The organism is Trinickia sp. Z7 (genome assembly GCF_056498045.1).
Genome location: NZ_JAUEQW010000005.1, coordinates 143588 through 169259 on the forward strand (window position 1 = coordinate 143588; position 25672 = coordinate 169259).

General features: G+C 64.0%; 25 protein-coding genes and 1 pseudogene. 10 read left to right on the top strand and 16 right to left on the bottom strand.

Features of this window, described 5'->3' with window-relative positions; translation table 11 throughout:
• Positions 1-124 precede the first annotated feature (124 nt).
• Positions 125-1024, top strand: coding sequence for a hypothetical protein (locus QQS38_RS11455; RefSeq protein WP_479645492.1), 900 nt, complete (start codon positions 125-127; stop codon positions 1022-1024).
• 242 nt (positions 1025-1266) lie between these two features.
• Here QQS38_RS11455 and ribA read toward each other — a convergent pair whose 3' ends face one another.
• Positions 1267-1914, bottom strand: a complete 648-nt coding sequence (ribA, locus tag QQS38_RS11460) for a GTP cyclohydrolase II (protein ID WP_479645493.1) — start codon at positions 1912-1914, stop codon at positions 1267-1269.
• A 211-nt stretch (positions 1915-2125) separates the two neighbouring features.
• Between ribA and QQS38_RS11465 the strand changes: the two genes are divergently transcribed.
• Entirely contained in the window at positions 2126-2602 is a 477-nt protein-coding gene (locus QQS38_RS11465; protein ID WP_479645494.1) for a CBS domain-containing protein, read from the top strand.
• A gap of 45 nt (positions 2603-2647) precedes the next feature.
• Here QQS38_RS11465 and QQS38_RS11470 read toward each other — a convergent pair whose 3' ends face one another.
• On the bottom strand, positions 2648-2977 hold the full coding sequence (locus QQS38_RS11470) for a hypothetical protein (protein WP_479645495.1): 330 nt from the start codon (positions 2975-2977) through the stop codon (positions 2648-2650).
• 491 nt (positions 2978-3468) lie between these two features.
• Between QQS38_RS11470 and QQS38_RS11475 the strand changes: the two genes are divergently transcribed.
• Entirely contained in the window at positions 3469-4173 is a 705-nt protein-coding gene (locus QQS38_RS11475) for a helix-turn-helix transcriptional regulator (protein ID WP_479645496.1), read from the top strand.
• Here the strand turns inward: QQS38_RS11475 and QQS38_RS11480 are convergent.
• On the bottom strand, positions 4136-4465 hold the full coding sequence (locus QQS38_RS11480) for a helix-turn-helix domain-containing protein (RefSeq protein WP_479645497.1): 330 nt from the start codon (positions 4463-4465) through the stop codon (positions 4136-4138). The two genes, QQS38_RS11475 and QQS38_RS11480, sit on opposite strands and share 38 nt — an antisense overlap.
• Before the next feature lie 164 nt (positions 4466-4629).
• Here QQS38_RS11480 and QQS38_RS11485 point away from each other — a divergent pair.
• Positions 4630-5196, top strand: a pseudogene (locus tag QQS38_RS11485) (acyl-homoserine-lactone synthase); the annotation flags it as partial.
• A 21-nt stretch (positions 5197-5217) separates the two neighbouring features.
• Here QQS38_RS11485 and QQS38_RS11490 read toward each other — a convergent pair.
• Positions 5218-5886, bottom strand: coding sequence for a DNA-3-methyladenine glycosylase (locus tag QQS38_RS11490; protein WP_479645679.1), 669 nt, complete (start codon positions 5884-5886; stop codon positions 5218-5220).
• A gap of 52 nt (positions 5887-5938) precedes the next feature.
• Positions 5939-6865, bottom strand: coding sequence for a bifunctional Delta(1)-pyrroline-2-carboxylate/Delta(1)-piperideine-2-carboxylate reductase (gene lhpI, locus QQS38_RS11495; protein ID WP_479645498.1), 927 nt, complete (start codon positions 6863-6865; stop codon positions 5939-5941).
• Between the two features lie 272 nt (positions 6866-7137).
• On the opposite strand from lhpI, the gene QQS38_RS11500 reads away from it, so the two are divergent.
• The gene (locus tag QQS38_RS11500) at positions 7138-7992 is read left to right on the top strand and encodes a helix-turn-helix domain-containing protein (RefSeq protein WP_479645499.1); all 855 of its coding nucleotides are present in this window, start codon (positions 7138-7140) and stop codon (positions 7990-7992) included.
• Between the two features lie 49 nt (positions 7993-8041).
• On the opposite strand, the gene amaB is transcribed toward QQS38_RS11500, so the two are convergent.
• From amaB to QQS38_RS11515, 3 genes are all read right to left on the bottom strand, one after another.
• Positions 8042-9553 (bottom strand): L-piperidine-6-carboxylate dehydrogenase, encoded by a 1512-nt coding sequence (gene amaB, locus QQS38_RS11505; RefSeq protein WP_479645500.1) that lies wholly within the window; start codon positions 9551-9553, stop codon positions 8042-8044.
• A 152-nt stretch (positions 9554-9705) separates the two neighbouring features.
• Entirely contained in the window at positions 9706-10950 is a 1245-nt protein-coding gene (locus QQS38_RS11510; protein WP_479645501.1) for an aminotransferase-like domain-containing protein, read from the bottom strand.
• Positions 10951-10990: 40 nt separating this feature from the next.
• Positions 10991-11938: a 2-oxoadipate dioxygenase/decarboxylase family protein gene (locus tag QQS38_RS11515; RefSeq protein ID WP_479645680.1), complete on the bottom strand. Its 948-nt coding sequence runs from the start codon at positions 11936-11938 to the stop codon at positions 10991-10993.
• A 271-nt stretch (positions 11939-12209) separates the two neighbouring features.
• Between QQS38_RS11515 and QQS38_RS11520 the strand changes: the two genes are divergently transcribed.
• Complete coding sequence (locus QQS38_RS11520; protein ID WP_479645502.1) at positions 12210-13109, top strand: LysR substrate-binding domain-containing protein; 900 nt, start codon at positions 12210-12212, stop codon at positions 13107-13109.
• Positions 13110-13203: 94 nt separating this feature from the next.
• Here QQS38_RS11520 and gcvA read toward each other — a convergent pair whose 3' ends face one another.
• Positions 13204-14070 (bottom strand): transcriptional regulator GcvA, encoded by an 867-nt coding sequence (gene gcvA, locus QQS38_RS11525; protein WP_479645503.1) that lies wholly within the window; start codon positions 14068-14070, stop codon positions 13204-13206.
• 106 nt (positions 14071-14176) lie between these two features.
• Between gcvA and bla the strand changes: the two genes are divergently transcribed.
• Complete coding sequence (bla, locus tag QQS38_RS11530) at positions 14177-15115, top strand: class A beta-lactamase (RefSeq protein ID WP_479645504.1); 939 nt, start codon at positions 14177-14179, stop codon at positions 15113-15115.
• 21 nt (positions 15116-15136) lie between these two features.
• Positions 15137-16423, top strand: a complete 1287-nt coding sequence (locus tag QQS38_RS11535) for an NAD(P)/FAD-dependent oxidoreductase (protein ID WP_479645505.1) — start codon at positions 15137-15139, stop codon at positions 16421-16423.
• Positions 16424-16426: 3 nt separating this feature from the next.
• On the opposite strand, the gene QQS38_RS11540 is transcribed toward QQS38_RS11535, so the two are convergent.
• From QQS38_RS11540 to QQS38_RS11565, 6 genes are all read right to left on the bottom strand, one after another.
• Positions 16427-17545, bottom strand: a complete 1119-nt coding sequence (locus tag QQS38_RS11540; RefSeq protein WP_479645506.1) for a hypothetical protein — start codon at positions 17543-17545, stop codon at positions 16427-16429.
• Positions 17546-18040: 495 nt separating this feature from the next.
• On the bottom strand, positions 18041-18811 hold the full coding sequence (locus tag QQS38_RS11545; protein WP_479645507.1) for a PAS domain-containing protein: 771 nt from the start codon (positions 18809-18811) through the stop codon (positions 18041-18043).
• 56 nt (positions 18812-18867) lie between these two features.
• Positions 18868-20193: an FAD-dependent oxidoreductase gene (locus QQS38_RS11550; RefSeq protein ID WP_479645508.1), complete on the bottom strand. Its 1326-nt coding sequence runs from the start codon at positions 20191-20193 to the stop codon at positions 18868-18870.
• Positions 20190-20504, bottom strand: a complete 315-nt coding sequence (locus QQS38_RS11555; RefSeq protein ID WP_479645509.1) for a (2Fe-2S)-binding protein — start codon at positions 20502-20504, stop codon at positions 20190-20192. Before QQS38_RS11555 ends, QQS38_RS11550 begins: the two co-directional genes overlap by 4 nt.
• On the bottom strand, positions 20446-21582 hold the full coding sequence (locus QQS38_RS11560; protein WP_479645510.1) for an NAD(P)/FAD-dependent oxidoreductase: 1137 nt from the start codon (positions 21580-21582) through the stop codon (positions 20446-20448). The genes QQS38_RS11555 and QQS38_RS11560 overlap by 59 nt, the downstream gene beginning before the upstream one ends.
• Positions 21579-22556, bottom strand: coding sequence for a 4-hydroxyproline epimerase (locus QQS38_RS11565; protein ID WP_479645511.1), 978 nt, complete (start codon positions 22554-22556; stop codon positions 21579-21581). The genes QQS38_RS11560 and QQS38_RS11565 overlap by 4 nt, the downstream gene beginning before the upstream one ends.
• Positions 22557-22755: 199 nt before the next feature.
• Between QQS38_RS11565 and QQS38_RS11570 the strand changes: the two genes are divergently transcribed.
• Together QQS38_RS11570 and QQS38_RS11575 are read left to right on the top strand one after the other, a co-directional pair.
• Positions 22756-23661 carry a dihydrodipicolinate synthase family protein gene (locus tag QQS38_RS11570; RefSeq protein ID WP_479645512.1) on the top strand — a complete coding sequence of 302 codons (906 nt, stop codon included), beginning with the start codon at positions 22756-22758 and terminating at the stop codon, positions 23659-23661.
• Positions 23662-23954: 293 nt separating this feature from the next.
• Entirely contained in the window at positions 23955-24863 is a 909-nt protein-coding gene (locus tag QQS38_RS11575; RefSeq protein WP_479645513.1) for a hypothetical protein, read from the top strand.
• Positions 24864-24874: 11 nt separating this feature from the next.
• On the opposite strand, the gene QQS38_RS11580 is transcribed toward QQS38_RS11575, so the two are convergent.
• Positions 24875-25666: an alpha-amylase family protein gene (locus tag QQS38_RS11580; protein ID WP_479645514.1), complete on the bottom strand. Its 792-nt coding sequence runs from the start codon at positions 25664-25666 to the stop codon at positions 24875-24877.
• Positions 25667-25672: the final 6 nt, after the last annotated feature.

Below are 25672 nucleotides of genomic sequence, written 5' to 3' on the forward strand. Positions count from 1 at the left end.
CGCGCACGGCGAGGCGGTCGCCCCGCTGGGTCGCCCTGTTTTGCGCGTCGGTCGATCACATCAATGGCCGCTCGCACCGGGTCGCGGACGCCATCGAACCCGCGCCTTTTGAAGGAGAACTACTGTGTACACAGCCTGCGACGCGCCCCCCTTTGATTTCGATGAAGCGTTCGCCGCGTGGGCACGAATCGGGGTGAAGATCGTCGATCTCGACGAATCGATGCCGATCGTGCGGCTCGGTCGTAACGGGCTGACGGTCGCGGTCGGCGGCCGGGCGACGCTGCCGCCCATCGGCCTGCCGCGACGCGCTTTGATCATCGGCGAGGCGACCGAGCTCTGCGAGTTGCGTCTCGTTGCGCGCGCGGTGACGCGCATCGATGAACACGCGGCCGAACTCACGTTGCAGCCATCGCGTGCCGACGATCATGCCTTGCTATGGCAAGCGTTACGTGCGTACCACTTGCAGTCCGGTGCGGCTTCGTGGGACGAGGCTCCTGCCGTCTCCCGTCAGTTGAGCGACGCTGGCTCGACCGAGCATCTGACGCCCACGGCTAGACGCGAACGCCCCATGACGCGGGAGACGCCATTCGCCCCGGCTGGGGCCGAGGTTGCAGGCGCAGTCGTGGATGGGCGCGGCGATGCGCCGCATAAGCCGGTGCGGTGCGATACCGTCTTCACGCTGGCTAGCCCAGGAGATGCATGGTTCTTCGCGCATTGGCTCGAATACCATTTCGCCGAAGTATCGGCGCGAGCGCGAATGCGCGATGCGTCGGCGCTACTGCACGAAATCGCGATGCGAGTAGCCGATCACGAAGTGGAGGTGCGCTTCGTCTTTCTGTCGGCCGGACGCGTGGTTCGCGCGGCGACCGATGCATGCTGCCGCTGGATTGCCTCCGAAGCATCGCGCCAGTTGCATATGACGGTCGAGCATTGGCTTGCTGGGGTGTCGCCGGTTGAACACGGGACCGCCGGTTGGCCGCGGCACGAGATTCGTGTCCCGCGCTCGGTGGGCTGCCGCTCCTGACGAAAGCGGGTGTCGGCCGTTATTCGATGAGAAGCGAGCAGGGGCGGCACACCGCCTAATCCTCTCCACGCATACGTGCGACCGTTCCCGTCGAGAAACGGATGGCCCCAGGCGAAAGCGCCCATGACCATTCCCGGCGTCCCAGTCCGCCAGATCGCCCCACGTCGAAGAGGTTCGTTATATTTCAAACGCCTCTGGCGCAACACCCAAGCCCAGATGGGCTCTCCCCACCTGAGGTAAAACTACTCGTTCTCGTCGAAGTAATGCCCGAACTTCGCCTGCTTGGTCCGAATGTATCGCTCGTTCTCATCGCGCACTGGAATCGCGAGCGCAACACGCTCGCAAACGGGAATACCATGCTTGGCGAGCGTGTCGAACTTTTTCGGGTTGTTGCTCATGAGCCGCACTGACGCTACGTTGAGCTCGCGCAGAATGGCGACGGCGGAATCGTACTCGCGGGCGTCGTCGGGCAACCCGAGTTCGAGGTTCGCCTCCACGGTGTCGAGCCCCTGCTCTTGCAGCGCATAAGCGCGGATTTTGTTCGATAGCCCGATCCCCCGGCCTTCGTGGCCCCGAAGATACAACAGGACGCCCCGCCCTTCCGCGGCGATATAACGCAATGCGAGATCGAGTTGCTCCCCGCAGTCGCAGCGATACGAACCCAGCACATCTCCCGTCAAGCACTCCGAATGCAGACGCGTGAGCACCGAGGCCTGGCCGCTCACGTCGCCCATCACCAAAGCCAGATGTTCGGCTTCTCCCGCCGAAACGCGAAAGGCGTATGAGGTGAACGTTCCGTACCGGGTGGGCAAAGTGGCCTTGGCGGCGAGTGTGACGCACTGCGTGGCGCTATCGCCGCCGACGCGCGGCGGCTGGGAGGGCGTGGACATGACTTCTCGAGAATAACGTTATAACGGTTCGTCGGCACACCGACAGCCGGCGCGCGCACCGCGAGTTTAACCCCAATCGCCATCGGCGACCGCGGGCGCAAGCCGCCGCAGCCGCCGCCAGCGCCTATACTGGGAAACAAGCCCCCGCGTCGCAGATGCCGCGCACGCCGGCGCCGATCCCCGCCCACCGAACGAGAAGACGGAGACTCACATGCCCAACGTAGCGCAAATTCTGAAGTCGAAATTGGACGACCCAATAGCCGCCAAACGAACGGGCGAGCAGCCGGTCCTCACGATCGACGCCGAGGCGTCCGTCTTCGAGGCGGTGAAAATGATGGCGCAATACCAGATCGGCGCGCTGATCGTGACTCAGGGCAGCGAGAAGAAAATCGCGGGCATCGTCACCGAACGCGACTACGCGCGCAAGATCGTCCTCATGGATCGCTCGTCCAAATCGACGCCCGTGCGCGACATCATGACGGCGCAGGTGCTCCACGTGCGCATGTCGGACACCGACGAGACGTGCATGGCCTTGATGACACAGCACCGAATGCGTCACCTGCCCGTGATCGACGGCGGCAAGCTCGTCGGGATGGTTTCGATCGGCGATCTCGTGAAAAGCATCATCTCGGAGCAACAGTTCACGATCCGGCAGCTCGAGCACTACATCTCGGGCGTTCACATGTAACCACGACGGCGCGGCCGGAGCCGGCCGCGCCGAACCGCCGCTCGATCACATGCCGAAAAAGAGCGATCCGGGACCCTTCGGCTCGCGTGCGCCCGATTCGCTTCGCGGCCCCATTGGCCGACCGTAACCGGTACTATCGGCAAGTCGCGCGTGCCCCGCCGGGCTTCGCCCGGCGCGTTGCACAACCGCTTCAACGTTCCCTGGGTAGGCCGTTTCATCGCCGGTGGCGCGGTAGCCCACATCGGCCAGCTCGCGCATTTGCGCCGCGACTGCCGCACGGCTGACGGGCAGTGTCTCCTGCGCGAAGACGGCCGAAGGCGTGACCGATGCCCCGCCCATCAGTATCCCTGCAATTGCGAACAAAATCGATTTCACCGGTTCTCCTTCACGTTTGAGTGCGCAACTCCGTAAACTGCGACGAAGTTGAAGCCCAAGTCTACGATTCGGACCCGTAGCCGAGAAGCCCTCTTTCTGTTAATCACCGTTGCACGAATCGAAAATATCGAAATCCAGTTTACGCGAAATACTCCTACCATCTCGCGAAGCCGCAGGCAAATGGAATCGGTTTTTATCAATGCTCGCCATGAAGGAGCGCTAGCATCGTCCCGATAGACATTTTAACGAACGCCATCGATCTGAAATCGATCCCGCGCGCGCCATGATCGAAGTTCTATTCAAAAGCACCGGGTTTTCAAAGATATTCAGCCATCACATCTGAAAAACCAGCGGATGGTAGAGGATGTGTCTGATATGATTTCGCAAAAAAAGACGCCCCGAAATAAATAAGCTAGAAATTCCTTTCGCTGTTTCGGGCAAGTAATATTTTCGATATGTGAGGGTATATGCCGCGCCAGTTCATTGAACCGATGTCATCGCTTTGGCGTGCGGTCGACGAAAAATCGTGGTTCGAGGCTCTTGCTTCGCTCGGAAGAAAATATGGTTTCGACCATACGCTCTTCGCGGTCATCCCGAGGCCGGGCTTGCGGTTCAGCGACGCCTATTTGCGCAGCACCTATGACGCGAGCTGGCGCCAAACCTACGACGAGCGTGCGCTCTTTCGCATCGACCCCACCGTGGCACATTGTTTGACGCAAACTTCGCCGCTTATTTGGACCTCGGCTCATTTCGCCGAGCGCAACCAGCAGGCAATGTACGAAGAAGCCTGCCAACACGGCCTTTGCACCGGCATCTCGTTGCCGATTCACGGTCCCAAGCAAGAGGTCGGGATGCTGTGCTTCGTGCAAAGCAACCGCACCGAGTGCGCGCTCGATGCCGACGTGGAAGACAAGCTGCCGATGCTGACGCTTTTGCGCGACGTCGCGTTCGATACGAGCCAGCGCTTTCTGGACGGATACACTGAACGGCTCGTGCCGAAGCTGACGCCACGCGAATACGAATGCTTGAAGTGGACCGCCCAGGGTAAATCGACCTGGGAGATCGCAAGAATCTTCGGCTGTTCCGAGGCGACCGTGAACTTCCATATGACGAACATTCGCAGTAAGTTCGGGGTCAACTCGCGAAGCGCCGCCGCGGTCAAGGCGACCCGTATGGGGTTGATCGATCCTGATTGATCAGCGAGGGGCGAAGCGCGGGCGGCCGCTTTTGCGAGACGCTGCGAATATCGTCGTCGGATATCAGCGCTTCGAAATACAACCGGAGCAAGATCATGACCGGCTTCGGAATATTGGCGCCTAGCTCGAAGCGGCTTCCTCGCGATTGGGTAACACCGAAGCGAGCCCAAAAAGTCTTTTGACTTTCTCTTACTTGCTTTCGATAAGCTTGGATGAATGCGCTGTCTACTTCGGTCCGAACCGGCCGAACTGAGGCCTCGGGCTCCGGTTGACGAATATCGGCTATGGACATGGCTCTCTCACCTGATCGGGAACGTACTCGATATCCGAATCATCCCAAGGGTTACCGGCGATTTGTACCTATCTTGCTTGACAGTTACGCGCGGCACGCAAACTGCATATGGTCTATGCCCCGCAGGTCACAAGCAATCACAATCAACGATCCCGGAGAGCGAGATGAATGCGAAGATCACCATCGATAAGCAGCACGGCTTCGATCTCGACGCACTTGCGCAGATGTATCGCTTGCGCGCGAAAATATTCGGCGAACGCATGGGATGGGAAGTCGCCGTTTTATCGGGAATGGAAATCGACCATTACGATGCGCAGTCGCCATACTACATGCTCGTACGGGACGGTTCCGGCGCCGTTTGCGGCTGCTGGCGGCTACTGCCGACCCAAGGGCCCTACATGCTGCGCGACACATTTCCTCAACTGCTGCACGGGCAGCGCGCACCGGCCTGCGCGCACGTGTGGGAATTGAGCCGCTTTGCGATCGTCTCGCCCGAACGAGCGGGCTACGGCTTCGGTGAACTCGCGCTCGATGCCATGCGCGCTGTCGTCGATTTCGCCGATCGCCTGGGCATCACGCGCTATGTAACCGTCACGACCACCGCGGTCGAGCGGCTACTCGCGCGCACGCGCATCGAAATGCATCGTTTCGGGCCGCCCGTGAGGATTGGGTGCGCTCACGCGGTCGCCTTGACGATCGACCTCGGCAAGCAAACCCACGAGGCCCTGTTTGATCACACGCATCCATGCGGCTCAGCGCAGCGGCGGCTCGAGCAACCGCTTCGGGCCGCTGACGAACGCGCTGCCCGGCTCGTAAAAACGCAGGAGCGCATGCATCTCGCGCGACAGCCCGATTCGCTTGGTTGCCGCAACGCGGGCGACGGGCGGCTCGCAACCACTTAAGCGCCCAAGCCAAAGCGCACCGCGTGCGCACAGGTCCGCCCCGTCGGCTTCAGAGCCGATACCGAAAGCGGCGCACAGGCGCCCCGGCCCACGCGCTAGATCGACGAGTTTCGCGCCAGGGCGCTTCGCCTGCATGAGTGGAACGCCATCGAGCGGTTCCACGGCGCGAAGCAGCACGGCGGCGCCTTCGCCTTCCGGCTCGGCCGATAAATTGATCATGTAACACGCGCCGTAGACGAGCCGCACGTAAGCATGCCCCGGTGCGCGAAACAGCGCGCGGTTGTATGGACGCAGGCCGCGATAAGCGTGGTTGGTCGTATCTCCGAGCGGATATGCCTCGGTCTCCACGATCCGCCCGCTCAGGCGGCCGGGCGCGGAATCGTGCACGAGACATTTGCCCACCATGAAACGCGCGAGTTCCACGGTATCGACGGGCAATTCGTCGCGAGAGAGCGGCACGATGGGATGGCACACGTCGCTCATGCCGCTCATGCCGCTCATGCCGCTCATGCCGCTCATGCCGCTCATGTCGTTCGCGCCGACCATGCGGTCGAGCCCCCTCCCCAGGCCGCTAACCCAGCACCTGCCGTGCAACTCGGCACGCGGCCAAATCCCACGCGGCACAACCGACGCTTTTGAAAACGACCGGTTCGGCGTCCGCGCCGGCGCTGGGCGCCGCCGTCGATTCGAGGGGCAGCGCGTCGGCAAGCGCACCGACGCGCGCCCAATCGATGCGCGCCTGGATGAAATCGCCGGCCTCGTGCGCGGCCCCAGGCAAGTCGTCCACGTACAGCCGGCTGCCTTCGAGCGTGCGCGCGCCGATTTCCGCCATCTCGGGCGTGAACGCCCCGACGCCGATCACGAGCCGCCCACGGCGCGCGGGTTCATCATATACAGGCTTACGGCTGGTCGTCAGCGTAATGACCGTGTCGCAGGCGTCGAACGTCTCCGCGTCCGTCAAGGGGCTGAGCGCCATCAAGTGACCATGTTCCTCGCAGAACGCCTTGGCACGCGCCAACGAACTGCCGCGCACCCGCACCTGCGCGCCGGGATAGACCGCCGCCAGCGCATGCACATGGTGGGCAGCTTGCGTCCCAGTCCCGACGAGCAGAATGTTCCCCGGCGCCGAGCGCGAGAAGGTGCGCATGGCGAGCAGCGTCACCGCGGCCGTGCGCCGCCCCGTCACCGTGGGACCATCCAGCGCCAGCAGCGCCTCGCCCGTATCGGGATCGCAAACGCTGACATGACCGTGGATCGTGGGCAACGAGCGTTCGCGGTTCACTGGGCACACCGTGACCAGCTTATGGATGGCGAGGTCGCGCGCCGCGGCAGGCATGGACAGCATCGTTCCACCCTGGTTGAGCGGCACGACGAGCCGCGCGGGGCTCGCGATTTCACCGCGCGACGCCTCGACGCATGCCTGGGCGAGCGCATCGACGAGCGCGGGAAACGGTGTCAACCGCGCCGTTGCCGCGGCGTCGAAAAACTGCATCCTCATAGGGTTTTCTCCAATGCGACGGCGCCCGACGGCGCGTCGAACGTGCATTGTCGCGGTCGAGCGCGCTCGCGGCAATGTTTCGGGCGAATTGTCGCCGGCCGCGCCATTGACTACCAGTAACGAACGTAACCTGTCGATACATATTTGACGGCCGTGCGCAGGTGCGTTGCCCGTTAAAATACGCCGCGCCTACTCACTTTTGAATGCGGTGCGCGACGCACGGGTTGCTTATCGCGCATCCCTTACTCCGCAGCATCGATGCATCCTGAAGTATGACCACTGAAGCCACCCTAGCGGACTCTCTGACCGTTGCCGACCGCGTGCGCGCGCTGATGGTTCGCCATGGCATAGGCAAACGACAGCAGACGACCGAGCTGTGCCGGATCCTCGATTTGAGCTTTTCTCAAGGGCACCGCAAGTTGCGCGGCAGCAGCCCTTGGACGCTTGCGCAAATCCGCAAGGTGGCCGAAGCATTCGGCGAACCGCCCACGCAACTGTTCGGTGCGCAAGAAAATGGCATCGGCGGTGCAGGCGTGCAGCCGCGCGAGGCCGTGATCAACGTCGGCGCTTTCGAAGGGCCGTGCATCGCGTGGATCGGCGAACAACTCGGTCCGTATGAGCGCGCGGAATTCGTCGCCTATGGCGAGGGCGATCGCTGGCGCATCGTTTGGTGCGACGGCGTACCGGGCGAGCGCGCGCATGAAGTCCTCAAGATCGAGATTCACCCGCGGCGCACGGAGGCGCAGCGTGCGAGCGTCGCCGTGGTCGACGCCGACCCCGCCGCTGCCGAGGCGCTGTGCGACTATCTCGAGCAAAACGGCTTTGCGGCCACGGCGTACGACGATCTCACGACATTCACCGATGCCTTGCGGACGAAAACGTTCGATGCCGTGATCACCGATTGGCTCTTCGGCGAGCGCACGGCCGCATTCGCCGTCGAAGCCGTGCGCCGGTCGCCGCGGCCCGATGCCGCGATCTTTCTACTAACGGGCGATCTGCTGACCGGTAAAGCCAGCGAATCGGACATCAGCGAAGTCATTCGCCGGTTCGACGTTGCCTGCTATGAAAAGCCGGCGCGCCTGGCGATTCTCGTCGCCGATCTTTCCAAACGCCTCGGTCGCGCGTGACGCGAGGCCCCGGCTCGAGCCGAGGCCGGCCGCGACGCGACGCTCGCCCTCAGACGTCGAACTTCACCCCCTGTGCAAGCGGCAACTCACGGCTGTAGTTGATCGTGTTCGTCGCCCGGCGCATGTAGTTCTTCCACGAGTCGGAGCCCGATTCGCGTCCACCACCCGTTTCTTTCTCCCCGCCGAACGCACCGCCGATCTCGGCGCCGCTCGTGCCGATGTTCACGTTGACGATGCCGCAATCGCTGCCGGCGGCCGACATGAATTGCTCGGCCTCGCGCACGTCGTTCGTGAAAATGGCCGACGAAAGTCCTTGCGGCACGGCGTTGTGCACGGCGAGCGCTTGCTCGAAATCGTCGTATACGAGCACGTAAAGGATCGGCGCGAACGTTTCGCGCTCGACGACGCCCGTCTGCGCCGGCATGCGCACGATCGCGGGACGCACATAGTAGGCGTTGTCGTGACCGACATCGACGCGCTCGCCGCCCGCCACTTGGCCGCCGTCCTTGCGCGCCTCGGCCAGCGCCGTTTGCATCGCGTCGAACGAACCGCGATCGATCAGCGGCCCCACGAGCGTATCGGCGTCGAGAGGATCGCCCACTTTCACCGAAGCGAAGGCTTTTTCGAGGCGGGGCAGCAACGTCTCGACGACACTGCGATGCACGATCAGGCGGCGCAGCGTGGTGCAACGCTGACCGGCGGTGCCCACGGCCGCGAACGTGACGGCGCGCACGACCAGATCGAGATCGGCGCTCGGGGCGACGATCATGCCGTTGTTGCCGCCCAATTCGAGAATGCTGCGCGCGAGCCGTTTGCTCAGCGTTTGCGCTACCTCGATGCCCATGCGCACGCTGCCGGTCGCGCTAACGAGCGGCACTTTGTGCGAACGCGTCAACGCTTCGCCCACTTCACGGCCGCCGATGACGAGCTGCGTCAGCCCTTCGGGCGCAACGCCGGGATGGGCTTGATCGAACTCCCGAACGGCTTGGGCGAAGAGCGCCTGACAAGCGATCGCGGTGAGCGGTGTCTTTTCCGACGGCTTCCAGACGATGGGATCGCCGCAGACGAGCGCAAGCGCCGCATTCCAAGCCCATACGGCTACGGGGAAGTTGAACGCCGAGATCACGCCGCATACGCCGAGCGGATGCCATGTCTCCATCATGCGGTGGCCCGGGCGTTCCGATGCGATCGTCAAACCGTAAAGTTGGCGCGACAGCCCGACCGCAAAGTCGCAGATGTCGATCATTTCCTGCACTTCGCCGAGGCCCTCGGAGCGGATCTTGCCCGCCTCGAGCGTCACCAAGCGGCCAAGCGGCTCCTTGTGCTTGCGCAGTACGTTGCCGAACACGCGCACGAGTTCCCCGCGCAGCGGCGCGGGCACGGTACGCCACTTCGAGAATGCGGCGTGGGCGGCGTCGATCTTGCGCTCGGCGTCCGTCGCCGAATCGACGGCGAGCGTCGCAAGCGTTGCACCGTCGCGCGGCGAACGGGACGTCAACGCGTCGCCCTTCCAGGTCGAAAGGTCGACGCCCAGCGTTGCAAGAATGTCGTTGACTACCATCACGTCCTCTTTAGGTCGAATCGAAACAATGTTGCGCGGAATGACCAGGATGCTCAGCTTGCCCGATCATACGGCGAGAGGCACCCTGCTTCAGCAATTCAAACGCGTTCGCGCCGCCTGCGCAAGCCGATGCATGCGGGCGCGAGCGCAGCCTATGCTTGCGCCAGCGCGACAGCGAGGCGGCGAGCGCCTTCGAACGCTTCTGCCTCGCTCGGCGCGGCGAACGATAACCGCAAGCTGCTTGCGTCCGGCGTGCGGACGAAAAACGCCGCGCCGGGAACGAACATCACGTTCTGTTCGATGGCGCGCTTGAGAACCTCGGCGGCATCTCGGCCGGCCGCCAGCCTTGCCCATACGAACATGCCGCCCTGCGGCACAGTGAACGCGATGTCGTGCGGCGCAAAATGCTCGAGCGCCTTGAGCAATGCCTCGCAGCGCGAGCGATAGGCGCCGACGATCGAACGTAGATGCAACGCCAAGCTGCCGCTGTCGAGGTAGTGTCGCGCCGTTTCTTGCGAAAGCGGCGCCGTGCACAAGTCGCTGGTCTGCTTGGCGACGATCATACGCCGCGCGATCGGTGCCGGCGCGATGGTCCAACCGATACGCAGCCCCGGCGCGACGATCTTGGACAGGCTGCCGAAATAGACGACCCAATCCCTCGCACCCGGGCACGCGTCCGCGAGCGCCAGCATAGGTGGCACCGCCGTACCGGAGAATCGCAGTTCGCCGTAAGGATCGTCTTCGACCAGCACGATGCGCCGCGCCGCGGCCAGCTCGATCAACGCTTCGCGCCTTTCCCGCGGCAACGTCGCACCGGTGGGATTCGCAAAGGTGGGCACGGTATAGAGCAGCTTGGGCCGGCTCGCCGCGGGCAACGCATCGAGTTGCGCGGCGAGCGCCTCGACATCGATTCCGTCGGCATCGGTGCGCACCGGCACGATGTTCGCGCCCGCCAGGCGCAGGGCTTGGATCGCGGCCGGATAAGCGGGCTCTTCGATGAGCGCCGTATCGCCAGGGGCGATCAGCGTGCGCAGCAGCAAATCGAAGCCTTGTTGCGAACCGGTCGTGACGACCACATCGTCGGCACTGCAGCGCACGCCGCGCGCCATCATGAGTTGGGCCAGCGATGCGCGCAGCAACGGCGCACCCGCGGTCTCGCCGTATTGCAAACACGCGATGGGATCGCTCCGATACGCGGCCTCGAGCGCGCGCGCGACACCGTCGCGATCGAACAAATCCTTCGACGGATAGCCGCCCGCGAACGAAATCATGCCGGGTCGGCCGACGTACTTGAACAGCTCCCGGATCGGCGAGCCTTGCGGCGCGCGAAAAGGCGCCGCGAACGCGTAGGCTTGATCTTTCTGCGCCGGAGGCGCCGTGGTGCATGACGTGGTCAAGGTTACCTCCGCCTCGAGATTGGCTGCGCGATCGTCTCGTTCATGCGGCCGCGGTCATTTTGAAAATGCCCGTCGCATTCCCGGCGTCGAAACCGAGATCGAGTGCCTCGCGGCCCGATTCCTCGTCGGCATACATCTCGCGCGTGATGAATTCGTAGAAGGAGCCCGGCACTTCCCGGCGCACCTTGCCGCCCTGCTCATCGATAAAGTCTCGCACGACGCGATCGGCTTGGAACGCCGTCTGCTTCACGCGGCCCGACTTCGACACTTCGACGCGTTCCTTGATCGGCCGGCCCAAAGCCCGCTGCGCCTCGGCCACCGCGAATACGTCGGCGACGCGATCCGTGGCGTGGTTGAACGCGTTGCCCTCCGTGGCGATCCACGCCATTTCCGCCGATTCTTCGAGCAATGTCAGGTAATCGGCCAAACGCGGCGTCCCGTGCTGACGATCGAAGCAGCGCACGAGGACGGGCAGCAACGCGCACGCTTCGGCGATCGGCAAGGCGGCATCGCGCTCGAGCTCCGCGAGCCATGCGACGGCCTGCGGCGTGAGCGGATCGGCCGACGCGCCGACGACGTCCGTCACGGCTTGCTGAAACTTGGGCGAGAACCGTTCAGGATGCAATTCGCTGACGAAGAATTGAGCGATGTGTTCGGGCGCATCGAGATGGGCGTAGGAGCGCCCGGTCATCTTGATGCGCTCGAGCGGATACGTACCGTTCAAGCGATAGCCGAGCGGCCTCAGAATGCGCGTGAATGCCGCTTCGCCCGGCGGCAGCGCCCCGCAATGCGGCCATCGTACCGTGCGCAGCGCGCCATGATCGAATTGCACGCGCGCGCCGTGGCGAACGACGTCGTCCGTGTAGGCGCGCCCTGTCGGCGCACGTTCGAGCAGCCCCGCGAAGAGCGCCATGGTCAGCGCCTGTGCGAGCTCCGCGCGCGTCGCAAGGCCCGCCTCCCAGCGTGCCATCGAAGGCGGTACGTTCATCAATTGCACCAACCGCTGGGCAGCGCCGGAGCCGCAGGCCGCTTCGAGCAGCGCGTCGAGATTGCCGTTCATCGAATCATCCCCTGTTTTACGAGTTAAAGCCGTGCCTTCTAGAGCGAGGCTCGTGGCGCTTCTCGCGAGCACGTGGGAGCCCTGCCGACGAAGGCGATTGTCGCCGCCGCGACGGTTCGTCACAATTGATTTAAACTCACGACTTCATTCATAAAACTCACTAAGTCGCCGCCGGGGCCGCTCGACGCGCGCTCCAACGATGAGAAAGGGCATCCCCAATTTGGCTGCGCTGCAGATATTCGAAGCCTCGGCGCGGCACGAGAGCTTTACCCGAGCGGCCGACGAGCTCGCCCTCACGCAGAGCGCCGTATGCCGCCAGATCGCGGCGCTCGAGAGCCGGCTCGGCGTCGCCTTGTTCCTGCGCATCAAGAAGCGCGTCGTGTTGACGCCGCACGGCAGGCACTATGCCGCGCAGATCCGCAAGAGCCTCGAGCGCATCGAACGCGACACCCTCGAATTGATGGCGCAGCGCGGTGTGGGCCGCGTGCTCGAGCTGGCCGTCGTGCCGACCTTCGCCAGCCAATGGCTGATTCCGCGTCTGCCGCAATTCCAGGCGCTGCGTCCCGATATCACGGTCAATCTTTCCATCCGAACCGAACCGTTTCTCTTCAGCGATTCGCCGTTCGACGCCGCCGTCTATTTCGGCCGCTCCGTTTGGCCGGGCACGCAGGGCGCGCTCCTGTTTCGCGAAGGCAACGCGGTGCCGGTCTGCAGTCCGGCTCTCGCGGCTCGCGCCGCGCCGCTCACGGAGGAGCGCCTGATCGATATGCCTCTCTTGCATCTTTCGACGCGGCCGGACGCCTGGCGCGAGTGGTTTCGCGCGCATGGCTTCGGCGATGACGCACGCGCCGTGCGCGGTCCGCGCTACGAGCTGTTCACGATGCTTTCGAGCGCCGCGCTAGCCGGTATGGGCGTCGCGCTGATGCCCGAAATCCTGATAGCGGACGAGTTGGCATCGGGGCGTTTGACCGCCCCGCTCGACCTGCCGCTCGCCAGCGATGCCGGCTACTATCTGGTCGCGCCCGACGCGGTCGCGAACGACGAGCCGTTCGTTGCGCTCACGCAATGGCTCTCCTCGTTGGTGCCGCGGGCCGATTGACCGGCCGCGACAGGGTGCGCTCCACAAGGTCGATTGCAGCGGCGCCTCATGATCGAGGCCGACGGTGTCGACCTGCGCGTGCGCGGTAGCGGGGCTATAGCGCCGCCTCGGCCACGATCCACGTATGAAATGCCTGCATGGCCGGCGTCATCCGTTTGGATTTGAGCCAGATCAGCCAATAGCTACCGGTGTCGACCTCGAGTTCGAACGCGCGCACGAGGCGCCCGGCTCGAATCTCGCGCTCGAACATCCGCGCCGGCGCGAGCGCAACGCCCGCGCCTTGCATCGCGGCCTCGACCATCAAGCGCGACGAATCGAACACCGGCCCGCGAATCGCCCCGCCGGGCAGTCCCGCCCGAGCAAGCCAGAGCGCCCACTCATCGCTGCGATACGAGCGCAGCAGCGTTTGCCCGGCAAGGTCGCGCGGCGTGCGCAGGCGTGCCGCCAATTCGGGCGCGCACAGGACGGTCAGCGGCGCATCGAGCAATGCCGCGGCCTGCGTCCCCGGCCAATTGCCATCACCGAAGCGAATGGCGAAATCGAACCCTTCCGCCGCGAAATCGACCAGGTTGTTGTGCGTCAGTAGCCGCAGTTCGACGAATGGATGGGCCGCACGGAAGCGGTTCAATCGCGGCATGAGCCAGCCGACGGCAAATGTGCCGACGACGCCCACGGTCAGCACTTCGTGAAAATGTCCGCCCTCGAACTGCCGCAGCACCGCCTCGATCCGTCCGAATGCGTCGGATAGGACCGGCAGCAACGCAAGCCCCTCGTCGGTCATCCCGAGACCGCGGGGCAAACGCGTGAATAGCCGAGCGCCGAGCTTCTCCTCGAGCGCCCGCACTTGCTGGCTGACGGCGGCCTGCGTCACGTTCAGCTCGCGCGCCGCACGCGTGAAGCTCAAATGGCGAGCCGACGATTCGAACGCGCGCAGCGCATTGAGCGGCAGGTGTTTGGCCATGCTCACGCACCCAAAAGAAATGGTTATGTGTCTGAAAAGTTATCATCGATTGTCACTAACCGCTGGAAACGCGATATTCATTGCCTTTTCCAATGGAGCGAACGAGATGCAAAGAAGAAAATTTCTGGGAACTGCAGTGGGCGGAATCATAGCTGGCCTATCGACTCAGGTGTTGGCCTGTCCTACCTCGAAAGCGCGGGCAGGCTCCCATGGGCTCGCGGCGAAGCAATCGCCGCGGCTCGCCGCCCGAGCGAAAGCAATCGAATCCGACCTGGCTGTCATCGAGCGAAACGTCGACGGGCGGCTCGGCGTAGCGGTACTCGATCTCGAAACGGGGATGCGCGCCGGCCATCGAACCGGCGAACGATTTCCGACTTGCAGCACGTTCAAGCTGTTGCTTGCCGCCCAAGTGCTAGCGCGCGTCGATCGCGGTCAAGAGGATCTCGAGCGGCGCATCGTGTTCGGCGCGGACCGTATCGAACGATATGCGCCGGTCGCCAGCAAGCATATCGGCGCGCCGGGCATGAGCATCGGCGAACTGTGCGATGCGATCGTCACGATGAGCGACAACACCGCGGCGAACCTGCTGCTCGACACCGTGAACGGTCCGCCCGGGTTCACTGCCTTCCTGAGGCAGTTGGGCGATACTGTCACGCGCCTCGATCGGAACGAGCCGTCGCTGAACGAGGCGATCCCCGGCGACCGACGCGACACCACGACGCCGCTGGCCATGCTCGGCAACGTGCAAGCGGTGTTGCTCGGCGATGCCTTATCGGCGCCTTCGCGGGCACGACTGCTCGCCTGGGGGGCGGGCAATCGCACTGGCGACGCGCGGCTGCGCAAAGGTGTGCCGCGAGCGTGGCGCGTTGCCGACAAAACGGGCACCGGGGAGCGCGGCACGACGAACGATATCGGGCTTCTTTGGCCGCAAGATCGGGCCCCGATCGTCGTAACTGCTTATCTGACACAAACGGATGCGCCTGCACGCGCGCGCGACGCGGCAATAGCAGACGTCGCCCGGGCGATCTGGACACACCTGGCGTAACCTTCGACATAGGGCGCATGAATGCGAACAGCCGCATCGAGTTACTACGAAGCTACGGTCGAACGCCCCGTTTATCCGTCGTCGAGCACGTCGCGCGAAGAAGCGCGAGTGTGCATCGTGGGCGGCGGTTTTGCGGGACTGGCCACGGCGCTCGGCCTCGTCGAACGCGGGATGCGCGGCGTCGTCTTGCTGGAAGCCGAACGCATCGGCTTCGGCGCATCGGGGCGCAACGGGGGGTTCGTTTTTGGCGGCTATAGTCTCGAGTGCGCGGATTTGCTGCGCTCGCTGGGGCCGCACGACGCTCGTTCGCTCTACAGGCTCACGCTCGACGCCGTCGAACTCATCGGCAAGCGCATTGCGCGTCACGGCATCGAGTGCGACGTCGTACAGGCCGGCATCATTCTCGCCGATTGGTTTGGGCGTGCAGACGCGCTGGCCGCCCAGCGCGAATTGATGCGCACCGCTTTCGGCGTCGAATGGGAGCCGATTTCGAGAAGCGCCTTGCGCGAACGCCTGAAGACCGATCGTTACCGCGGCGGTCTGCTGGAGCGGCATGGCTTCCATTTCCATCCGCTCAAGTACGCGCTCGGTATAGCGAAAGTGCTGGCGGATGCGGGTGTGCGCATCTATGAACACAGCCCCGCCCTCGCCTTCGATGCTGAGCGCGATCGCCATTTGGTTAGGACGCCTAATGGTTCGATCGCGGCGCAGCACGTCGTGATGGCGGCAGGCGGATACGCGCGCGGCGTTTATCGCGCCGTCGAGCGTGCAGTCCTGCCGATCGCCACCTACGTCGTGGCAACCGAGCCGCTCGGCAACCGGTTGAAGGATGTCATGGACTGCGCGGCCGCGGTCTACGATACGCGGTTCTCGTTCGACTACTACCGGCCCTTGAGCGACACGCGCATCCTTTGGGGCGGCCGCATCTCCATCTTCGAGCGTGACCCGCGCACGATCGCGAAGCTGCTCATGCGCGATATGTTGCGCGTCTACCCGCAGCTACGAGGCGTGAAGCTCGAGCATGCATGGAGCGGCCTCATGAGCTACGGGCGACGCAAGATGCCTCAAATCGGCCGCTGCCGCGACGGCGTTTGGCATGCGGTCGGCTTCGGCGGTCACGGCGTGGCGCCGACGACCGCGGCCGGCGAACTGCTCGCTGCGGCTATCGCCGAAGAACGGCCGATTCCCGCGCCTTTTGCTCGCTTCGGGTTGGAGTCGATGCACGGGGTGTTGGGACTGGCCGCCGCCGAAGCGACGTATTTGGCGAAGATCGCAGCCGATGCAATTGCGGATTTCCGGCAGCGATGAACCTCACTGCACCATCGGCACCTGAACGTTGTCCGGTCCCGGGCCCGCCGGGGCAGTCGCCGCGCCCGACTCGATGATCGCACGGTCCACGAGCGCTTTCGCCTCCGTGCTGCTCGCATCCACCGAGAGCGCTGCGCCGGCGTTGTGCCACACGCAGTGCCAGCGCGACTGGACCACGCAAGCGCGCGCGGCGTTCAACGACGCATCGCGCGCTTGCTCCCGAGAGGCCAATTGGTCGCGCAACGAGAGCGCGTAACCATTATGCGGATCGGCCGCTAATACCCCTGCAAGCGAAGCCCGGGCCCCGCTCAAATCGTTTTTCGTCAGGCGCGCTTGGACGCTGTCCAACGTGCGTGTCACCGAGCCGCTACCCGAGCGCGCCGCTTTCTCCTGGAAGCGCGGTTGCGGCTGAGCATCGGATGGCGACGGCACGCTGGTATGCAGGTACGTCGTATCGCCGGGTCGCACACGAGGGTCGTTGCCATGCCCGTGCCCGCGCGTTCGCGCATGCGCTTTGCCGCGTCCCACACCCCTTTCCGGAACGTCCGCGTCGTTCGGCTGCGCTTGCACGACGCCTTCGGTTACCGCAGGCTGCGCCGGCGCGCCGGGTGCGGCCATCGACTGACTTTGCACCGGCGCCGCGGTTGACGGATTGGGCGCCGGGGCGCTGGGCGCTTGGCTTTGCGCCGGAGCAGCAGGCGCAACGGACGCCACGGGCGGTGCGACGGACGCGACCGGCGGCGGCAAGTTCGCGATGGACAAGTCGGGCGAGACCGAGTCGTCGAGCTTTCCGCCCGGCGGCGCGTTACCCGCATCGTTCGTCCCATTAGGGCCGATCGATCCTTCGACCGCTTTGGCCGGGTTGTCACTCGACACTCGCGACACGGCAGGTTGGTCGTATCCGTACTTGTGCATCAGCACCGCGCCGCCGTAGAGCACCACGAATGCGGCAAGAATCAATCCCATCCCGCCCTTGACGTTCCACTGACGCCCGCCGCGAAATGCAGGCGCGCGCCCTCGCCCGCGCGCACTGCCGCCTGCCGAAGCGAATAGCGGAGTGGGAGGGCCGGGCCACGGTGTGTCCAGATCGCCTTCGAAATCGGCGGGTTCGAACGCGCGCATGGACGGCTCGACGCGGGCGGGACCCGCCGGGCGAACGCTCTCCTGCGCAGCGGGCGACGGCGAGGCGGCCGCAGCCAAGGCAAAGCGCGCGTGTGCGCCGCAGTGGGGACAGAAAGCAACCGGCTCCGAAATACGGCCGCCGCAACGCGCGCAGGCGACGGGAAACTTCGGACCGCGAGCGGTTTGATCACGCATGTCCGTGCTCCCAGCGCACGAACGAAGACGAAGCGCAGATAACGCCTCGCTTCGAATAGGCGCTCGTTGGTGGGAGTGGGGAGAGGAGCGCGACTAACCGCTCGATTCGATGAAGAAACTTGACCATGAGACTGACCACTCGAATCGAACTAGTAGCCCACTATGGTGGAGCGGCTTGCAAGCGTCAAGAATGCCGCGGCGTATTCGCCACGGCCAAATGCGCCACATCGCCCGCGATTTGCGCCAATCGCGTACGACCCGATTTGTTTCGCGGCCGCGTAGTTGCATCCCACGCTCATTTCAGCGAAGCGTCGTCCCGTGCAGCATCGCGCGATATTCGCTTGGCGTGACGCCTACCGTGGCCTTGAATTGGCGCGTGAACGCGCTGTGATCCGTGTAACCGCACAGGGCGGCGACGTCGGTCACCTTGTCATCCGATGCAAGCAGCGCGGTAGCCGCGTCCAGGCGCGTTTTGAGCAGGACCTGCCGCGGGGTCAAATGAAAGACTTTGTGAAAATATCTTTCCAATTGTGCGACCGACATTCCGGCCATGCGCGCGAGATGCGTCAAATTGAGGGGCTGTACGTAATTCTCTTGAATGTATTGCACGACTTCCGCAAGCTTCGTATAGGCCGGATGGGTGCGCTCGTTGGCCTTCAGATCGCGCGACGCGCCCGCGATGCCGACAATCTGCCCCGCACTATTTCGCAGCGGCACCTTCGACGTCAAGCACCAACCGGGCTGGCGCCCCGGATACAGATGCAACTCGAGCTGGTCGATCATCTGCGCGCCGCCGTTCAGGATCGATTGGTCTTGCTCCAAATAAGCCGCGCCGAAACGGGACGGGAACACCTCCTCCGTCGTCTTGCCCACGATCCCGCGTTTATCCTTGCAGCCGCACCGAGTCGCCAAGGTGCGATTGACGAGCGCATAGCGCGCCTCGCGATCTTTCACGAAGAACACCAAATCGGGCAAGGCATCGAGCACCGGCTCGATCTGCGCGTAGTACGGCAGCATGTCATCGAGCGTTTCAGCGGCAGGCATTTGCGGCAAGGGTATCGTCGGAGGCATCGTCACAAGGCGCAGGAAACGGCGCGGCCGGCATGCGCCCGCGCAAAGCGCCTCGATTATAGGCGAGCAGTGTTCTCGAACCGCACTTGTGGCTCGTGCGGCTCGTGCGGCTCTTGTGGCTCTTGCTCGAGCGCTGCCTCCAACAAAGCGCCGATGGGCGCGGGGGCGAACGGCGGCCGCGGCGTCGCCGCATTCCAACCGAAATAGGTCTGTGCCGCCGCGCCGCAAATCCGCCCCTGGCAGGGACCCATGCCGCACCGCGTATGCAGTTTCGCGTCACGCCAATTTCCATGAGCGGCAACCTCGCCGTACGTGACGTCCTCGCAGCGGCAAAAAATCGTTTCGGCGGGAGGGCGCGTGCGCGCGAGCTCGCAGAGTTCGAATGCGGTCGCTACGCGCTGCGCAAAACGCCTCCATCGTGCGCGCGTGTGCAGGAGCGGCAAACCGATCGGACGGCCACTCGCGCCAAGGCCCGCGATCTCCCCCTCCGCCCGTGCGAGTTCCATGCCACCGATGCCCGTGCATTCGCCCGCGGCCCAAACGCTGGGCACGGATGTGCGCTGCGCGTCATCCACTTCGATGGCGCCATCGGCGAGACTGCATCCGAGTGCTTGGGCAAGCGACACGTTCGGCACGAGGCCATAGCCGCACGCGAGCCGGTCGCATTCGAGGGTCGTTTCGCGTTCGCCGCGCCGAACGACGACGGCTTCGACGCGCTCGTCGCCAAGCGCCTCGCGCACCACGCTGCCGGGCCAATAGCGGGTTGCTGCGAACCCATACGTCAGTTCGATCGCTTGCAGTGCTTTGGACGGTGTGGCGCCTAGGGAAAGGCCGAAGCGCAGCAGCGCCCGCCACGGCGCCTGCTCGAGCACGGCGACGATGTGTGCCCCCGCCGCCCGCGCCGTGGCCAACGCAGCAATCAACAAGGGGCCGCTGCCCGCAAGCACCACCCGCTCGCCTTGCAACGGCATGCCGCCTTTGATGAGCGCTTGCAGCGCGCCCGCGCCGGTCACTCCCGGCAGGGTCCATCCGGCGAACGGCAACAAACGCTCGCGTGCCCCCGTCGCCAAAATCAGTTGGCCAAAGGAAAGCACGACGCCCCTTGCGCATGCCGTCGAAACGATCATCTCGTGTTCGCCGGAAAACAAAGACACGCGTGCCCCTGCGTAGTGCGTTACTTTAGGATTCCTAAGCAAATCGCACAGCATCTCGCGCATTGCCACCGGCGAGCTGGCATGGGGTCCTTGACGCCACACTTGCCCGCCCGCTCGAGGATTATCGTCGACGAGCGCGATACGCATGCCGCTAGCAGCTGCGGCACGCGCGGCCGCGAGGCCGGCCGGTCCGGCGCCGACGACGACTAGATCGAATGCCGTCTTCATGACGACGCGGCCTCGGTTGAAATCGTCATTCCGTTCCTGCAAACCGTTTGACAAGCGAGAACATGGGCACGCCCATCGATCGTCATTCGACACTCCTGACATATGCCCATCGCACAGAACGCAGCGCGCGGCTGCCCGCTCACCGAGACGCGTGTGCCGCGCACGCCGTAGCGGCTGAAAACGGCAGCGACCACCGTCGTCTGCGCCGGCACCTGCAAGGGGACACCGTCGATCGTCACGACAACGCACGCATCATCGGCCGCCACCGCTTGCCTCCATGCAGAAACGATCGACTCGATACGGCGCCGCATCGATGGCCGTATCCGCGCCCGCGATTTGCGCCGCCAACAGCTTCGCCGTCGCCAGCGAAGTCGTGACGCCCAAGCCTTCGTGCCCGGCGGCAACCCAAACCCCGGGCGACGACTCGCCCGCCGGCCCGATGAGCGGCAACCCATCGGGCGTCGCAGCGCGAAATCCGGTCCATGCCCGCATTGCATTGAGCGACGGTAAAGCCGGCAAATAGCGCGCCGCGCGTTCGACCATCCGCGCCAGCACGGGCCATTGCACGGCGGCATCGAGCGTATCGAACTGACGCGACGAGCCGAGCAAGACCTGTCCAGTCGGGCGTGGCTGCGCGTTGAACGCGACCGAGGCGCCCTGTGTCTGATGCGCGCTTTTGATGTAGCCGAGCTCGAGCACTTGATGTCTGAGGTAGCCGCGATAGCGGTCCGTAATCAACAGATGCCCCTTCTTGGCCTCGATCGGCAGCGTTGGCACGAGTTCGCGCGCGGTCAATCCATTTGCGACGACGATGTGGCCGCCCGCGATCCGGTCGCCGTTCGCGAGGCGAACCTCGCCGGGCGTGACCGCGGCGGCCGCGCAACCGAGGCGCACGCGAATATTTCGGTGTCCTGAAGAATGTTCGAGTAGCCACTGCGCGGCGCGTGGCGCATAAACGATTGCATCGTCTGAAACGAGCAAGCCGCCCGTGAGCGACGGCGCCAGCGACGGCTCGCATTCGCGCAACGCAGACGCATCGAGCATATCGGCCTTCACGCGCGCGCCGGTCAACGCATGATGGAGCGCCTGTGCGGCTTGCCATTCATCCTCATCGGCCGCCACCCAGAGCGTGCCGCAGCGGGCGAACGCATCGGTCGCGCGTAACGATGGCGCAAGCGCTAGCCACAAGTCGCGCGAGAAGCTCGACAGGGCCAATTCCGCAGGCGAGTCGTTCATCACGACGATATGACCCATGCCCGCCGCGGTGGCGCCGCCTCCGATACCCGGCGCGGCATCGAGCACTTCGACCGTCATGCCCTGCGCGGCCAACTCGGCTGCGCAGGCGGCCCCCACTATGCCTGCGCCGATCACGACGGCATCGGCCGTCATACCGGACGTGTACCGGGAATGCCAAGGGCGAATGGATCGTCCGCTTCGAACAGCAATCGACCTTCGGCCATGATGTTCGCGCGGCCAGTGATCGTCGGTTCGATCGCCTCGATGTCGGGCGATATCCCATCGACGGGCCCGAGCGTCGTATAGCTCGCCTCGAAGACGCTGCCGATGATGCTCTGCTGGCGCCAGCGAGCGCCCGGCGCGAGCTTGCCGTCGGCGGCAAGGCACGCGAGCTTGGCGCTCGTGCCGGTGCCGCACGGCGAGCGGTCGTATGCGTCGCCCGGGCACAACACGAAGCTGCGGCTATCGATGCCGGCGCCCTGGCCGGGCGCGAACAACTCGATGTGATCGATGAGCGCACCGTCGGCGCCCATCACGCCCTGCGCGATCAAGGCCTCGCGGATGTCGTGGGTGAAGGCCGTGAGCGCGCCGATGTTCGACGGCTCGAGCGTGCGTCCATGGTCAGCCACCAGAAAGAACCAATTGCCGCCCCAAGCGATGTCGCCGACGAGCATTCCCGCGCCCGGCACCTCGACTGCAACGTCGCGCCGGTACCGGTACGCCGGCACGTTGCGCACGGAAACGCTGCGGTCTACGTTCAGGGTCGCTTCGACGATGCCGACCGGCGTCTCGATGCGATGCGCCCCCGGCGAGAGCCGGCCCATAAAAGCGAGCGACGCCACGAGGCCGATCGTGCCGTGTCCGCACATGCCCAGATAGCCGACATTGTTGAAGAAGATGACCCCCGCCGCGCAACTCGCATCGAAGGGTTCGCACAGCAATGCGCCGACCATCACATCGGAACCGCGCGGCTCCGTGACTACACTTGCGCGCCAATCGTCGTGGCGCGTGCGTAAGATCTCAAGCCGCTCCGCGAGCGGGCCGTTGCCCAAGTCGGGGCCGCCCGCGATCACGAGACGCGTCGGCTCGCCGCCTGTATGGGAATCGATGATATGGATGGTTTTCATGCGGCAATGGTAGAAACGCAAAGCCCACGCGTCTTGGTGCGTGTGCGCGTTCCGCATGACGATTTCGGCATAATCGGCGCAAGCCTGCGCTCTGTGCCGAAATCGGCATCGCAAATGCGTGAACGACGCAAGACGCGATCCTTACCGCGGCCTACACTGCTCTCGCAATTTGCTCATCGACCGTATTTGGAGAACCGAAATGGCACCAGTCTGGCAAGGCGTCATGCCCGCCGTCACGACGAAGTTTCACGAAGATTTCAGCATAGACAGCGCGTGGACGAAGAAGAATATCGAAGCGCAAATCGACGCCGGCGTGGACGGCATCATCGTCTGCGGATCGCTCGGCGAAGCGTCCACGCTTTCGCTCGACGAAAAGCTCGACGTGCTCGATATCGCAGTGGACGCCGCAAGCGGCCGGGTTCCGGTATTGCTGACGATCGCCGAAGACAGCACGCTGGAAGGATGCCGTCAGGCCGAGCGCGCCGCGCAGCACGGCGCAGCCGGCTACATGGTTCTGCCCGGGCTGCGCTATCTGTCGGACCGGCGCGAAACGATCAATCACTTCCGCATGGTGGCCAAGGCGAGCCCGCTGCCGCTGATGATCTACAACAACCCGCTCGCCTACGGCGTCGACATGACGCCCGACATGTTCAAGGAAATCGCGGACGAACCGAAAATCGTGGCGATCAAGGAGTCTTGCGGCGACGTGCGCCGCGTGACCGATTTGATCAATGCGGTCGGCGAGCGTTATGCGATTTTCTGCGGGGTCGATAACCTCGCGATGGAAGCGATATTGATGGGCGCGCATGGTTGGGTTGCCGGGCTTGTCTGTGCGTTTCCGCACGAAACGGTGGCGATATATCGGCTCCTGCAGGCGGGGCGTATCGGAGAAGCACGCAACCTGTACCGCTGGTTCGCGCCCCTGCTTGCGCTCGATGTTTCGTCCAAGCTCGTGCAGAACATCAAGCTCGCCGAAGCGATCGTCGGGCTCGGCACCGAACCGGTACGCCCGCCTCGGTTGCCGCTCGTCGGCGAAGAACGGAAAGCGGTCGAGCAACTGATCCGCCAGTCGATCGAATCGCGCCCCGCATTGCCCTCGCTTTGACCCTCCTCGAAGCGGCAATTTCTGCCGCTTTGATGCGCCTACGCGACGCCCATCAGGTGTCGATCCCCCTTCGAAGCAACCGTTCGCTGCGCTCGGACCGCCGGCGAACGGTTGTGTGCGCAACCTTTTTCGTGCCGATCCCTCACACGAATATCGAGCCTATCGTCGGATAATTAGTATTTATTTCCATGTAACATCGCGCTTCTTTCAACTGGCCCCGAGGAAGAGACGTGACGTTCAGACGATTTAAAATCTTCTCCAAACTTGCAGCCAGCGCACTCGTAACGTGCGCGATGTCCTTGCCTTTGGCGCAAACGGCGCATGCGCAAGTGGAAACGCCGAAAGCGCCCATCTACGGCGTGACGCTCGACGACTTGAGCAAATTCAACGCGATCATTGCCTCCCTGCAAAATCTGCCCTACCGGCCCACCGTTCGCGTGGTGTTCGACCCCGGTACGTCGGCAGCGGACTACTACCCCTATATCGTCAAGCTGCATCAGTACGCTTACGTGATGGGCGAAATTTATGACTCGTATTATTTCCCGACCGATTTGACGACGTACACCGCACGAACCAAGGAACTTGTTTCGACCTTGGGCGCAAACGTTGACGTGTGGGAAATTGCGAACGAAATCAACGGCGAATGGCTGCGCGCGGATTCGAATGGACCGACTTCCACGGCAACGACGGAAGAGCAGCAAATCGGTCAGATGGTTCAGTCGGCCTACACCGTCGTGAAAGGCGCCGGGGGCAAAGTGGCGGTGACCCTGTACTACAACCAAGATCCTTCGGGCAACAACTGCTGGCAGTTGCCGATGGACAACTGGCGCACGTGGCCGACGCAATTCCTTTCGTCGACCGTGCGTAACGGGGCAGACTATGCGCTGTTCAGCTACTACCCGTATCAGGATTGCTCGGGGCTGACCCCGTCGTGGAAGAACGACTTCGCGGCGCTCGAGAGCCTATTCCCGAACGCGAAGGTCGGTTTCGGCGAAATCGGGACCTCCAGTACGGGGGCCCCTTGGTCGGTCCAATCGAACTTGATCAAGACGTACTACCCGATGGTGAACACGATGAACGATCCGAAGTTCATCGGGGGTTTCTTCTGGTGGTACTACGCTGAAGAAATGCTGCCCTATTCGACCAGCCAGTACTTTCAGTTGCTTCGCAACACGATCATCAACCTGAAAGCGCCGTCCTGATCGACGGTTCGTCAGCGAGCCGCAGCGCGTCGACGCGCTGCGCGCGGCGCCAAGGCTTTAGTCAGGTCGTTCGACACGTAATGCGGCCCGTCGAATAGGTACACGGCATAGCCGCGATACGCCGCCAGTTGCTGCTGCAACTCGTCGGCGGTCGCGGCGCGAAAACCGCCTTGTTGATTGGGGCGGAACGCTTCCGCGATGACACGGACGCGATCGCTGCCGAGCTTGGCCGACAACGCATCGAGATATTCGCGCGTGACCGTCGGCACCCGGGCATAGACGCCGCAGCCGTCCTGAAAGAAAACGCCGATATCGGACGGCAGCCACGACGCAAGCCAATCGGCGAGCGTCTTGCCGCCGACATTGGAGCGGTCGTACACGGAAATCCATAGGGGGCGCGGCAAGTCGCGCAGCAGCAACGCGAGCTTGCGGGCGTCGGTCCAACTCGGATCGACCTCGACAGGGAAGTAATAGCCCGTGACATGCAAGGGCAGCGACACGCCCGCGATTTGCGCCGACAGCTTCGCCAAATGCTCGACATTCGCTCGGGCCCGGTTCTCGTCCGCATAACCCGCAAGACCGAGCACCACATCCTTCGCCCAAGGCTCACGGCCGATACGAGCCCAATCGGGCATGTTCGCCGCCGCCGGCAATCCGAGGTTCGGCGCGAACGCCGTATCGTCGACGACGATCCATTGAATCAACAACTGGCGCACGCCCAGCAAATCCCAATCGCCGACGGGACGCGCCGTAGCATTGTCGATTTGCCAAACGATGCCCTGCACTCGGCTATCGCTTGCCATGTTCGC